Source organism: Kitasatospora sp. NPDC048286 (assembly GCF_043201735.1).
GTDB lineage: Bacteria > Actinomycetota > Actinomycetes > Streptomycetales > Streptomycetaceae > Kitasatospora.
In genome coordinates this window covers 1-12,151 of sequence record NZ_JBICZE010000009.1, presented here as the reverse complement: position 1 = coordinate 12,151, position 12,151 = coordinate 1, and the positions used below count along the sequence as shown (strand labels likewise).

The following is a 12,151-nucleotide window of genomic DNA, read 5'->3' as shown; positions in this document are numbered from 1 at the left end:
GCCGGGCACGGTGTCGGTGGACCGGCTGTCCGGTGGGTCGTGAGCGAGGAAGGGCAGGTGAGTGGGTGGTTCCCGTGGTTCCTGGTGGATGCTGGGGGCCGGTCGGCGGGTGAGTGGTGAGGTGGATGGTGGCTGAGCGGCAGCGGCAGCGGTACGGGTCGGTGCGCGGCGGTGAACTGGCCTTCGCGGTGCTCGGGTTGCCGCTCGGGGTGCTCGGCGGGGTGTACGCGGTCGCCGTCCTCTACGCCGGTGCGCTGCTCTCGCTCACCGTGCTGGGCCTGCCCTTCGTGGTCGCCGCGCTGCTCGGGGCGACGCGGCTCGGCGGGCTGCACCGGTGGCTGGTCGGGCGGCTGCTCGGGGAGGTAGTGCCCGCACCGCCGCCGCTGCCGCGTCCGTCCGGGGCGTTCGCCCGGGGCCGGGCGGTGCTGACCGATCCGGCGGCCTGGCGGACTCTGCTCTACCTGTTCCTGCGGCTGCCGCTGGGCGTGCTCGGCTTCCTCGCCGTGGTCGGACTGCCGCTCGGCAGCGTCTGGCTGGTGGGCTTCCCGCTCTGGGCGCGGATGATGGAGCCGGGCCCGAGGTCGATCGGTCTACTGGACCTCAGCGCGATCCCGGCCGGCCTCGCGGTGCTGGCCGTCGTCCCCGCCGTGGTGCGAACGCTCGCCGGGGCGGACCGTACGCTGGCCCGCACCCTGCTCGGGCCGGTGCGCTCGCAGCAGCGGGTGCGTCAGCTGGAGGAGGCCCGGGCCACCCTGCTGGCCGACAGCACCGATCGGCTGCGCCGCCTGGAACGCGACCTGCACGACGGCACCCAGGCGCAACTGGTCGCGCTCGCCATCACACTGTCCCTGGCCGACGACGCGCTGGGGGAGGGCCCGGTGGGCGAGACTACGGTGGGCCGGGCCGCGGTGGGTGAGGGGGCGGCGGGCCGGGCCGGCCCCGTGAGGAGCGGCCCGCTCGGCGCGGCCGGGCCCGACCTCGGGCGGCTGCGCACCCTGGTCGACCGGGCTCGCGGGCAGACCGACGACACCATCACCGGCCTGCGCCGGCTGACCCGGGGCATCCACCCGGTGGCGCTGGACGGCGGACTGGCCGAGGCTCTGCCGGGGCTGACCGCCACCTCGCCGGTGCCGGTCGACGTCCGGTTGGACCTGCGGGAGCGTCCCGAGGAGGTGATCGAGCGGGCCGTCTACTTCTGCGTGGCCGAGTTGCTGACCAACGTGGCCAAGCACAGCGGCGCGCGGTCGGCGGAGCTGAGCGTGACGGCGGCCGACGGGAGGGTCCGGCTGACCGTGCGCGACGACGGGCACGGCGGGGCCGCGATCGGGACGGGCACCGGGCTGGCCGGCTTGGCCGAGCGGCTCGCGGCCGTGGACGGAACGCTGCGGGTGGACAGCCCGGCCGGCGGGCCGACGGTGGTCAGCGCCGAACTGCCCGGCCGGCTCTGACGGGCGGTCACGGGCCCGAGCCCTCGGGGCCGCGTCCGATTCAGGCGCCGCTCTCCGCGAGGTAGGCGAGCACGGCCTTGACCCGCCGGTTGTCCGCGTCGGTCGCGGGCAGCTCGAACTTGCCGAACACGGCGGCGACGTGTTTCTCCACCGCCCGCTCCGAGACCACCAGCAGCGTGGCGATGGAGCGGTTGGAGTGCCCCTGCGCCATCAACTCCAGCACCTCCCGCTCGCGCGGGGTGAGCGCGTCCACCCGGCTGCGCCGCCCGCCGTGCATCAGGCCGTCGACGATCTCCGGGTCGAGGGCCGTGCCGCCCGCGGCGACCCGGTGCAGGGCGTCCACGAACTCGGAGGTGCGGGCCACGCGTTCCTTGAGCAGGTAGCCGATGCCGGCGGCGCCGTCGGCCAGCAGCCGGGCCGCCCAGGCGGTCTCGACGTGCTGGGAGAAGACCAGGATGCCGACCTCGGGCAGCGCGGCCCGGATCTCGACCGCGGCCCGGATGCCCTCGTCGGTGTGGGTGGGCGGCATCCGGACGTCCACCACGGCCACGTCGGGCCGGTGCCCGGTGACGGCGGCGATCAGCTCGGGCGCCGTCCCTGCGGTGGCGACCACGGCGCACCCCCGGGCGGTGAGGAGTTCGACCATGCCGTCCCGGAGGATCACCGAGTCCTCGGCGAGGACGACGCGGAGCTGCTTGTCGATCATGCCGTCATTATCCGGTCCGGGGCTCCGGGCGGTCTGGGCGGCCCGGGTTTCGGGCGGTCCGGGGCTCCGGGAAATCCTTCAGTTCAGACTGGACAGTCCAGACTGATGAAATTACCGTGGAGCCGTGACCGAGAAGCGAACCGCCCGCGCCGCCACCGCGGCCCGCAACGCCCCGCCCGGGCCCGCCGGGCCTGCCGAGTCCGCTGAGTTCACGGGATCCGCCGAGTCCGCCGAGTCCGCGGAGGCCGCCCGGGCCGGCGCCTCCGTGGTTCCCGACACGGCGGCGTCGGCCGCCCGTGAGCTGCGCGCCGTGTTCAGCCGGTTGCGCCGCACCCTCCGGGAGACCGGTGGCTCCAGTGACCTGACCCCCTCCCAGACCGCCGTGCTCAGTCGGCTGATCGGTGACGGTCCGGCCTCCGCCAGTGCGCTGGCCGCCGCCGAGCGGGTCCGTCCGCAGTCGATGGCCGCCACCCTCGCCGCGCTCGAACAGCACGGACTGGTCGGACGGCGCCCCGACCCCGAGGACGGGCGCCGTCAGTTGGTCAGCCTCACCGAGGCGGGCCTGGCGTATGTTGCGGACAGCCGCCAGGCCCGCCAGGAGTGGCTGACCCTGGCCATGGCGGAGCACTACACCGAGGCCGAGCGTGCCACCATGCTGGAGGCGCTGGCCCTGATGGACCGGTTGAACCGGCGATGACCGGCCCGGCCGCTCTGCTGGCCCGGCTCCTTCCCCGCCGTCAGCAGCCCGCTCCGGACGGTGGGTTCGACCGCCGACTGATCGCACCGATGGTGCTCGGCTCGGTGCTCAACCCGATCAACTCGTCGATGATCGCGGTGGCCCTGGTGCCCGTGGGCGCCGCCTTCGGTGCGCCGCCCGCCGAGACCGCCTGGCTGGTCACCGCGCTCTACCTGGCCACCGCCGTCGGTCAGCCGGTGATCGGGCGGCTGGTGGACACCCACGGCCCGCGCCGGCTCTACCTCGCCGGGACGGCGCTGGTCGGCCTCGCCGGGCTGCTCGGCGCGCTCGCCCCGTCGCTCGGGCTGCTGATCGCCGCCCGGGTGCTGCTCGGGCTGGGCACCTCCGCGGCCTACCCCGCCGCGATGCACCTGACCCGCGGCGAGGCCGAGCGGACCGGGCGGTCCAGCCCCACCGGGCTGCTGACGGTCCTGGCCGTCGCCAACCAGACCGTCGCGGTGGTCGGCCCCACACTCGGCGGGCTGTTGATCGGCGCGGGCGGCTGGCGGACGGTCTTCGCCGTCAACGTCCCGCTGTCGCTGGCCTGTCTGGCGCTCGGCGCCGCCCGGCTGCCCGTCACCGAGCGCCACCCCGACGGCGGCGACGGCTCCCGTCCCGCCCGTGCCGCCCGTGCCGACCGTCATGATCGCCCCGACGGCTCCGACCGCCCGGAGCGCCTCGACCACGCCGGGATCGCACTGTTCGCCGTCCTCCTGCTCGCCCTGATGCTGTTCCTGATGAAGCCCGACCCGGCGCGCTGGTACCTGCCGGCGCTCGCCGTCCTGGCCGCCGTCGCCTTCACCGTCCGCGAGCGGCGGGCCCGTACCCCCTTCATCGACCTGCGGGCGCTCGCCGCCAACCGCCCGCTGATCGCCACCTACCTGCGCCAGGTCCTCGGCTACACCGCCGTCTACGCCTTCCTCTACGGCTACACCCAGTGGCTGGAGGAGGGGCGCGGCCTGTCGGCCGCCAACGCCGGACTGGTGCTGCTGCCGCTCTCGCTGACCGCGCTCACGGCCGCCGGCCTCAGCGGCCGCAGCCCGGGCGTGCGCGGCAAGCTGCTGGTCGGTTCCGCCTGCCAAATCGCCTCCTGCACCGCCCTGTTGCTGGTGCACGCGAGCAGCCCGGGCGCCCTGCTGATCGCGGTCGGGGTACTGGCTGGAGTCTCCCAGGGGCTGATCGGGCTCGGCACCCAGACCGCTCTCTACCACCAGGCCGACCCGGCCGCCATCGCCTCGGCGGCCGGGCTGCTGCGCACCTTCATGTACCTCGGGGCCATGGCGGCCTCGGCCGCGAACGCCGCCTTCTTCCCGCACGGCGCCACCACGGGCGGGCTGCACCACCTCGCGCTGTTCATGCTCGGCGGAGCGGCTCTGCTCCTTCTCCTCACGGTGCCGGACCGTTCCCTCGGCCGATTGGGAAAGCCGCCGACGGAACAGTGACGACGGCCCGGCTGGCTCTGGTCACGAGGCCTGACGGCAGATGTACACCAACTCGGGAGGTGCCTCGCCCGGGCCGTGGTCGATGTTCATGAGAACGGGTTCTGGTCCGGCTCCTGTGGAGCGGTGATGCTCCGTAAATTCTCGGGACCGGCCGATCCTGCCTTCCGCCTCCCCTTCGGGCCCCTACGATGGCCGACCCGGCACACCACACCGGCATGAGGAGCGGAACATCATGAGTCGCGAACCAGAGCCAGCCGTCCTCTACCCGGAGGTGGCCGCCCACGGCAGCCTCGCCGCAGCGCTCCAAGCCGAAGCCGCGGCCCAAGGCATGTCCCTTCCCCTGGCCGTCACCCCGTCCGATCCACTGCGCCATGCCACGATCACCAGTGTCGTCCCGCATCGCCACTCGTCCTACGTCACGGCGCGGCATTACGAGCGAAACTGGACCTTCTGGGGCTCGTCCAACGACCGGCTCGTGATCTGCGCCAGCACCAAGGACCTGCGCGACCTTTCCCAGGTGATCCACGGCTGGGCAGAGGGGGCCAGCCTCGACGAGATCGGGCAGGCCGCGACCTTCGACCTCCTGACGGGACGTTTCGAGGTCCCCGACCACAACCCTGCCGACGTCATCGCCTCAGAGTGGCAGTGGCTGCTCAAGGACGCCGATCACGCGGACTGGCCGCAGTACCAGGCGCTCATCGAGTCCGCCTACGCCGAACCGAAGCTCCGCAGGCTTTACCCCTACACCAACCACTGGGCACTGGGTTTCGCCGAGAAGCCTGACACCCCGTACTCCACCCCGTCCTTCGTTTCGATCGGGTCACCCCAGGGAGCTGGCGACTACGCCATCAGAGAGTGGTGGAACGGCCCCGTCCTGCACCACGTCGCCACAGCCGCCGAAGCGATCACCCTCGCCGTCGACCGGATCCCCGCCGATCTGCTTCAGACACCTTCTGAGTACCCTGCACAAGACTTCTGAAAGCGACACCAGTGGCCAAGAGGTGGTCAGGACGCCAGCAGGACTCGCTTCCGCAACAGGCCGAAGCCGGCCCGGCCATACATCTGGCGCTTGATCATTTTGATCCAATTGACGTGGCCTTCGACGACGCCCGAGCTCCACGGCAGTGTCAGGCCGGCAGTGACGGCGGCGAGATCGCGTTCGAGGTCGTTGACGAAAGCGTGGAGGCTAGGCAGGTCGTCGGCGCGGACCGCCTTGATCCACTGTGGGAGCTGGTCGCCTTGGAGCTGGGTCAGCATCTGCCGGAACGCGCGGACGTACCCGGTGAGGGCATCCAGTTCGGGGCAGCCTGCGAGGACGGCTTTGAGCTTCAGGCGCTCGCTCTCCGGCAGGGTGTTGGGGTGAGTCAGGATCCAGCCGGTGACCGTGCGCGGGGACGGCGGGCGGGCAGCCGGCTCAGTCGGGGATGTGCGGAGCGGCTGTAGGTAGGCGCGGACGGCTCCGTATCCGCCTGTGTAGTCGTGTGTCTTGATCTCTTCCCAGAGGGTCCAGGCGTTCGTGCAGCCTTCGGTCCATCGTTCGTGCAGGTGGGCCTTGAAGTCGTCGAGCTTGGTCCTGCGGTTCTGCCACTGTCCCTGGAACAGGTCTTCCGGCCTCGGGGCGTCGGCCAGCCGTTGGACGGTGCGATAGGTCATGCCGAGCTGTCGCTGGATGGAGCGTCGGCTGTGGCCGGCGGCCAGTAACGCGTGGACGGTGGCGTGCTTGGCGCGGGTGCGGTCGGCGAACCGGTGCCCGGTGGGCCATGGCGACCCGCTCTCGGCCGATGCCGGCGCCTTCTCCGGCACCGACTCTGCGAAGGTTGCGCGGAGGCACGGGCGGTGGCGGGAGACGCACCGTTCGGCCGCTTCGCGGAGGTTGCGCCAGAGGTGGAACCGGTCTGCGACCTGGACCGCGGTGGGTGCCCCGATCCTGGCGTCTTCGGCGAAGAACGGGGCACGGCCGCGGCAGACGACCTCGATCCCCGGGCGCTCGGCCAGCCAGGCCGCAACAGTGCCTGCCTCGCGATCCGGCAGTAGATCCACCGGCCTGCGGTCTCGACGTCGACCAGCACCGTCCCGCAGACACGGCCCTTGAGCATCGCGTACTCGTCGACGCCGACCACCCGCGGGACCTGTGGCTGGGGTTCGGGGAGGGCGTCGACCAGCCGCAGGATCGTGTTCCGGCTGGCCCTCGCGCCGACGACGTCGGCCAGCCGGGCACCGGCGCGACCGGCCAGGGCGAGGCCGACTTCGGCCAGCACCGATCGCAGTCGTTCGGTCCGTTGACTGTACCGCCGGGTCAGGCCCGCGATCTGTTCGACGAATGTCCGACGCCCGCAGGAGACGTCTTCGCACGTGAAGTGCCGGACACGAAGTCCCAGCACCACCTGCCGTCCCGCCACGGGGAGGTCAGCGGGAAACCGCTGGTAAGAGCCGTGCAACCGCCCCGACCAGCTCCCGCAGCCCGGGCACCGAGCCCCAGCTGTCCGGCATCTGACACCGACTCGGATCACCTTGTCATCGTCCTGGACCGACTCCACCCTGATCCCCGGATCAGCCAGGAAGAGCAGCTCTTCCAATCCGAGCAGTACCTCGCGCACAGCCCAGAGCCCATCAGCCCGGAAGCGGTCGGCACCGGCAGGTTCCGGACGAATTCACAAGGCTTACCAGCAAAACCAACAGTCACAGGGAGTAGGCGCACCAAAGGAGTTGGCTCTGTCGCTGATTGAGGGGTGCGTGCCGACCGTGATCGGGTGGTGGGCATGACCTGGGCGTGATGGATGCGGTGCGTGTGGCGGACCTTCTCTTTCCGGGGATCGGTGTGGAGGTCGAGGAGGTGGTTCTTGGGGATGGCGAGGTTCGTCTCGCCGTGCGGTCGGTGGCGGCGGCGGCCGTCTGCCCGGGGTGCGGGCGGAGGTCGTCGCGGCTGCACTGCCGTGCAACGCTCACCGTCGGGGCCACCCCCGCGCGGGCGGGGCCGACGTCGACACCGTGCCGCGCCGCCCCGACCCACACCCCCGACGAGGTCACCGCCCACCTGCGCGCCGCCGCCCCCACGGGGTGGGGCTGCCGGCCGGCCCGGCTCGTATCGGCCCGACACCTCGACGGAACGGTCCGCTGGTACGAGGAGGACGGCGTCCTGGTGCACGCCGACGCCTGGCTGCTGCCCGCGATCGGGGCCACCGCCCTCGCCTCCGGCCGGCGCCGCTACGTCGTCACCCACCTACCGCGTTGTTCACCAGGATGTCGACCCGGCCGCCCAGGTCCACGGCCTGCTGCGCGAGCCGCCGCACCGCCTGCGCCTCGCGCAGGTCGGCGGCGACGAAGTCGGCCTTGCCGCCGCGGGAGCCGTCGCGGCCGGCCACCAGGACGTGCGCTCCGCGCCGGGCCAGCAGCACCGCGGTGGCGGCGCCGACGCCGCTGGTTGCTCCGGTCACCAGGGCCACGCGGCCGGTCAGATCGAACGGGTTCATGACGTCGTTCTCCGTGTCGGGTCGTGAGGGGCGCGGTTGTGCGGCGGATGATGCCGCGACCGCCCGCCGCGTGGTGGGTCGCGTCGCGGCAGGGCGGCCGACGATCACCCGGACGGACGGTCACGCGGGCAGACGGTCACGCGGACGGACGGTCACGCGGACAGCTCGACGGGAAGGTGCCGGGGTCCGCGCAGCACGGCGCTGTACCGGTAGGGCGGCGGGTCCTCCAGGAGGGTCGCGGTGCCGAGGAGCGGGAGCAGCGCGCCCAGGGCGATCTGGGCCTCGATCCGGGCGAGGGGCGCGCCGTAGCAGATGTGGACGCCGCTGCCGAAGCCGAGGTGCTGGTTGTCCGTGCGGGTGAGGTCGAACCGGTCGGGGTCGCGGAAGCGCTTCGGGTCGCGGTTGCCCGAGGCGAGCGCGAGGACCACCGGGACGCCTTGGGGAATGGTGGTGCCGGCGACCTCCAGGTCGGCCAGCGGGGTGCGCTGCGGCAACAGGTGGACCGGGGGCTCGTAGCGCAGCAGTTCCTCCACCGCGGACGGCAGCAGGGCGGGTTCGCGGCGCAGCAGGTCCAGTTGGTCGGGGTGGCGCAGCAGGGTGAGGACCCCGTTGGTGATCAGGTTGACGGTGGTCTCGTGTCCGGCGATGAGGAGGAGTACGGCGGTGCCCTCCAGCTCGTCGCGGGTGAGTGCGGCCGGGTCCGGGTCGTTGACGAAGGCGGAGAGCAGGTCGTCGCCGGGCCGGCCGCGACGCTGCTCGGCGAGGTCCATCAGGTACCGTCCCATCTCCTCGCGGGCCTGTTCGGCGGCTCGTCCCCGCTCCTTGTCGGCCGCGCCCGGGGTGAGGTCGATGCCCTCGATGATCGCGGTCGTCCATGCGTGGAAGACCGGTTCGTCCTCGCGCGGGACGCCGAGCAGTCGGCAGATGACGGTGACGGGCAGCGGGTAGGCGAGGTCGTCGACGATGTCGATCCGGGTACGGCCGTGGAGCGCGGTGATCAGCTGCTCGGTGATCTCGGTGATCTCGCCGCGCATCCCGTCGACGCGGCCGGGGCTGTGCGGGGGGCCGAAGGGCCGGGTCGCCAGGGCACGCAGCCGGTGGTGTTCGGGATCGTCGAACTGGATGAAGGAGGGCTGCCGCAGTGGGGGCGTGGCGAACTCTGGGGAGCGGTTGCGGCGGTCGGAGCTGAGCCGTGGGTCGTGGAGCAGGGCGGTGATGTCGTAGTACCCGCCGACCAGGTAGCTGCCGTCGGTCTGACGCGCGACTCCCACCTCGCGCAGTTCCGCGTACAGCGGGTAGGGGTCGGGGCGGTTGGCGTAGTCGTTGATCCGTGCCAGCAGGGTGTCGACGGCCATACGGGGCTCCTCGCGGTGGGGAAGGACAGGACGGTCAGCCGCCGGGCCGCACCACGGTCAGGCGGCGGTCCGGCAGGTGCCCGGTGAGTGCGACGGTGGGGCCGTGCGACAGCACCTTCGGGTTTGGTACGTCGGAGGGGAGCGGGAACTCGGTCACCAGCGGGTGGCCGTCGGCCGCTCCGGGGGCGGGCGGGAACGGGGCGGCGGTCTCGATCAGGCGCTGGTAGTGCTCCAGCCACTTGGCCATGTTGATGGTGACGGCGGCGGTGATCCGTCCCCGGTAGCCGTAGACCGCCACCAGGCGGCGTGCGGTGAGCGATCCCTGGGCGATGACCACCTGGTCGGAGAAGGTGGGGACGCCCACGGACTTGATGTTGAACCCGAACTGGCTCGACCAGAAGACCGGGACGGCGAGGTGCGGGCGGCGCAGTGGTTCCGGACTGACCATGTTGTGGGCCGCGACCTCGGCCTGCGCGACCGCGTTGCCCCAGTGCTCCAGCGAGAGCATCTGGTACTCGAAGAGCGGGTGCGGAAAGCGGGAGACGTCGCCGGCCACGAAGACGTTGTCGGTGACGATCCCGTACATGGTGAAGGCGCGGCATCCCGCGTCGCAGGCGACCCCCTGCGGGCCGGCCGCCAGCCCGGCGTCCGCGAGCCACTCGACGTTGCGGACCGCGCCCATGGCGACCACGCACACGTCCGCGTCGACGCGGCTGCCGTCGGACAGGTCCGCGCCGGTGAAGCGGCCGTCGCCGCGCAGTCTGGTGACGGTGACACCGCAGCGCAGGTCCACCCCGTGGGCCCGCTGCATGCCGGCCGCCAGCTTGGACAAGGTGCCGCCGAGCGCGCCGACCAGCGGCGCGGGACCGCGTTCGGCGACCGTGACCTCGATGCCCCGTTCCCGGCAGGCCGAGGCGATCTCCGAGCCGGCGAAGCCCGCGCCGATCACCAGCACCCGGCGCGGCCCGGCGGCCAGCCGCTCGGCCAGCAGCCCGGCGTCGTCGCTGGTGCGCAGGGTGAACACGCCGTCGAGGGCGGCCTCCCGCGGGTTGGGCCAGGGCCGTGCCCGGGTGCCGGTAGCGATCAGCAGCCGGTCGAAGGGCAGTGACCCGCCATCGGCCAGCAGGACCCGCTTGCCGACCGGGTCGAGGCCGGTGGCCCGCACCCCGAGCCGCCAGTCGGCCTCCGGGTCCCGGCGCATCGGCAGCTCGGTGGAGTCCGCCGAGGCCTTGCCGAGCAGCACCTGCTTGGACAGCGGCGGGCGGTCGTAGGGCGGATGGGGTTCGTCGCCCACCACGGTCAGGGAGCCGGTGAAGCCCTTCTCGCGCAGCGTCTCGGCGGCCCGCAGGCCGGCCAGCGACGCTCCGACGACGACGATCCGTCCCTCCCGGAGGTCACCGGGCACCGACGCTCACCGCCTCGCCCACGAGGATGGCCTGGACCGGGCACGCCGCCGCGGCCCGCCGTACGTGGTCGAGCTGCCCGTCGGGGACGACCGGGTCGTACATCAACGACTCCTCCCCGTGCAGCTCGAACACGCGCGGCGCGAGGAACACGCACTGCGCGTACGCCTGGCAGCGGGTGAGATCCACGACGATCCGCACCACGGGCCACTCCCTCCGTCGCCTCGGCTCGCCATCCCTTTCTAGGCGCGGGCGGGACGGGGCGCTCGCCCGGCTACTCCGGCGGAGCGCTGCACGGGCCGGTTCGGGTGTTGGCTGACCCCCGCGCTGGCGGAGCGCTCCTCAGCGTGCGTCGGCTTCGTCGATCAGGTACTGGAGCTCGTCGAAGACCTGGAGCACGACGACGACCAGCACGTGGTCGGCGACCATGAACTCCACCACGACACCAGGCGCCACGTAGGCCTTCCGCAGGTGTTCGTCCGGGCCGATCGGTGCCGTCGCGGTCTTGTGATAGGGGTCGCGGCAAGAAATCCCAGCGCCCGTTCCAGAAGATCACGGCGCTCGGCAGGCAGGGCGTCGATGGTCGTCTTCGCCTCGACGGTGTACTGCGCGCGGTAGCGCAGGCTGCGCTGGGTGGCACCTCTCTCGGGGCGACGGAGGTGCCACATCGGGTGATTCCTACTCGTCCTCCTCGTCGTCCTCGGACTCGGCGGTCCACCACAGGTCGATCCGATAGGTTTCTAGAGTCTCGTGGTGGGTCGCGAAGACGGCGTCCGAGTTGAGTTGACCTTCCGGAGTGGCCAGTTGGGCACGCAGTCTGCTCTGTTGGTCCTCGGCGGCCCCGCGTCCCTTCCAGGAGACACGGCCCTCGTACAGGCCTGGGCGTGGCAGGTCGAAGCAGCCGGCGATGTCGGGTGAGAACGCGCGGATGACCACGCATCCTGTCGGTGTGTCGAGTTCAACCTCGCGTTCGCCCTCGGCTCCCCAGTCGCTGCCGGTCGCTGCCGGGCCGTCCCACACGCGAACCAGGATCGCAGCGGGGGCAGTGCCCTGGAGGCTGTGGACGTAGATCTGGGAACCGGTCCCGGCGACCACATCCCGCCGGCTCCTGACGAGGGCTTCGTTGCTCGGCACGGTGGCATCGGAGTCGTACACCACGATCTTGCCGTTGTCGGGCCACGCTTCGGTGCGGAACTCGAAGAGGACGGGCACCACTTTCTCCTCGCTGCTCTGACCAGTAGTCGGCTACGGAATGATCTTCACGTAGAAGGGGTCGCCGTCCTCCGGATCAACGCCCGCGTCTGCGAGCAACCTGCGCGCCCAGAAGCCGTGTACCGTCCCAGTCCCAAGCGTCATGGCTCGCAGGCTACAGCTGAGGGACATTTCGAGATCGTCCAGCAGGATGAAGTCCGCCGGCAGCACCGGCTCGCTCATGGCCCACATCTTCATGTAGAAGTCGTGCTCGAACCGGAGCCTGCCATCCAAGGACTGAATGTCCTAGTACTCCGGCTGTAGATCGTGATCTTCATGGTTGCTCGGCCTCTTGTCGTTGGTAGTGGCTGGCACGAGTGCGTGCTTGGTGACGGCGACG

General features: G+C 71.9%; 12 protein-coding genes and 1 pseudogene. 4 read left to right on the top strand and 9 right to left on the bottom strand.

Annotated features, from left to right (window positions below):
• Positions 1-125: 125 nt before the first annotated feature.
• Positions 126-1,448, top strand: a complete 1,323-nt coding sequence (locus tag ACGF13_RS22100) for a sensor histidine kinase (RefSeq protein WP_392877634.1) — start codon at positions 126-128, stop codon at positions 1,446-1,448.
• A gap of 40 nt (positions 1,449-1,488) precedes the next feature.
• Here the strand turns inward: ACGF13_RS22100 and ACGF13_RS22095 are convergent, their stop codons facing one another.
• Positions 1,489-2,154: a response regulator gene (locus ACGF13_RS22095; protein ID WP_392877632.1), complete on the bottom strand. Its 666-nt coding sequence runs from the start codon at positions 2,152-2,154 to the stop codon at positions 1,489-1,491.
• Positions 2,155-2,278: 124 nt separating this feature from the next.
• Between ACGF13_RS22095 and ACGF13_RS22090 the strand changes: the two genes are divergently transcribed.
• The 3 genes from ACGF13_RS22090 to ACGF13_RS22080 all read left to right on the top strand — a co-directional run bounded on the left by ACGF13_RS22090 (position 2,279) and on the right by ACGF13_RS22080 (position 5,311).
• On the top strand, positions 2,279-2,851 hold the full coding sequence (locus ACGF13_RS22090; protein WP_392877630.1) for a MarR family winged helix-turn-helix transcriptional regulator: 573 nt from the start codon (positions 2,279-2,281) through the stop codon (positions 2,849-2,851).
• Positions 2,848-4,332: an MFS transporter gene (locus ACGF13_RS22085; RefSeq protein ID WP_392877628.1), complete on the top strand. Its 1,485-nt coding sequence runs from the start codon at positions 2,848-2,850 to the stop codon at positions 4,330-4,332. Before ACGF13_RS22090 ends, ACGF13_RS22085 begins: the two co-directional genes overlap by 4 nt.
• A gap of 232 nt (positions 4,333-4,564) precedes the next feature.
• Positions 4,565-5,311, top strand: coding sequence for a DUF6193 family natural product biosynthesis protein (locus tag ACGF13_RS22080; RefSeq protein ID WP_392877626.1), 747 nt, complete (start codon positions 4,565-4,567; stop codon positions 5,309-5,311).
• Positions 5,312-5,337: 26 nt separating this feature from the next.
• Here ACGF13_RS22080 and ACGF13_RS22075 read toward each other — a convergent pair whose 3' ends face one another.
• The 8 genes and pseudogenes from ACGF13_RS22075 to ACGF13_RS22040 form a co-directional block, all read right to left on the bottom strand.
• Positions 5,338-6,372 carry a transposase gene (locus ACGF13_RS22075; RefSeq protein ID WP_392877624.1) on the bottom strand — a complete coding sequence of 345 codons (1,035 nt, stop codon included), beginning with the start codon at positions 6,370-6,372 and terminating at the stop codon, positions 5,338-5,340.
• Positions 6,373-6,734: 362 nt separating this feature from the next.
• Positions 6,735-6,842: pseudogene (locus tag ACGF13_RS22070) on the bottom strand (hypothetical protein); the annotation flags it as partial.
• A 702-nt stretch (positions 6,843-7,544) separates the two neighbouring features.
• Positions 7,545-7,802 (bottom strand): SDR family NAD(P)-dependent oxidoreductase, encoded by a 258-nt coding sequence (locus ACGF13_RS22065; protein ID WP_392877622.1) that lies wholly within the window; start codon positions 7,800-7,802, stop codon positions 7,545-7,547.
• Between the two features lie 152 nt (positions 7,803-7,954).
• Positions 7,955-9,157 (bottom strand): cytochrome P450, encoded by a 1,203-nt coding sequence (locus ACGF13_RS22060; RefSeq protein WP_392877620.1) that lies wholly within the window; start codon positions 9,155-9,157, stop codon positions 7,955-7,957.
• Between the two features lie 34 nt (positions 9,158-9,191).
• Complete coding sequence (locus tag ACGF13_RS22055) at positions 9,192-10,562, bottom strand: NAD(P)/FAD-dependent oxidoreductase (protein ID WP_392877618.1); 1,371 nt, start codon at positions 10,560-10,562, stop codon at positions 9,192-9,194.
• Positions 10,552-10,761 (bottom strand): ferredoxin, encoded by a 210-nt coding sequence (locus ACGF13_RS22050; protein WP_392878192.1) that lies wholly within the window; start codon positions 10,759-10,761, stop codon positions 10,552-10,554. The genes ACGF13_RS22055 and ACGF13_RS22050 overlap by 11 nt, the downstream gene beginning before the upstream one ends.
• A gap of 477 nt (positions 10,762-11,238) precedes the next feature.
• Positions 11,239-11,772: a hypothetical protein gene (locus ACGF13_RS22045; protein WP_392877616.1), complete on the bottom strand. Its 534-nt coding sequence runs from the start codon at positions 11,770-11,772 to the stop codon at positions 11,239-11,241.
• 33 nt (positions 11,773-11,805) lie between these two features.
• A complete protein-coding gene (locus ACGF13_RS22040) occupies positions 11,806-12,045 on the bottom strand; it encodes a hypothetical protein (protein ID WP_392877614.1) in 240 nt (79 codons plus the stop codon).
• Positions 12,046-12,151 lie beyond the last annotated feature (106 nt).

Coding starts and splice junctions, on each gene's coding strand:
- ACGF13_RS22080 (WP_392877626.1), top strand. CDS start 4,565: ATGAGTCGCGAACCAGAGCCAGCCGTCCTCTACCCGGAGGTGGCCGCC.
- ACGF13_RS22085 (WP_392877628.1), top strand. CDS start 2,848: ATGACCGGCCCGGCCGCTCTGCTGGCCCGGCTCCTTCCCCGCCGTCAG.
- ACGF13_RS22060 (WP_392877620.1), bottom strand. CDS start 9,157: ATGGCCGTCGACACCCTGCTGGCACGGATCAACGACTACGCCAACCGC.
- ACGF13_RS22065 (WP_392877622.1), bottom strand. CDS start 7,802: ATGAACCCGTTCGATCTGACCGGCCGCGTGGCCCTGGTGACCGGAGCA.
- ACGF13_RS22095 (WP_392877632.1), bottom strand. CDS start 2,154: ATGATCGACAAGCAGCTCCGCGTCGTCCTCGCCGAGGACTCGGTGATC.
- ACGF13_RS22100 (WP_392877634.1), top strand. CDS start 126: ATGGTGGCTGAGCGGCAGCGGCAGCGGTACGGGTCGGTGCGCGGCGGT.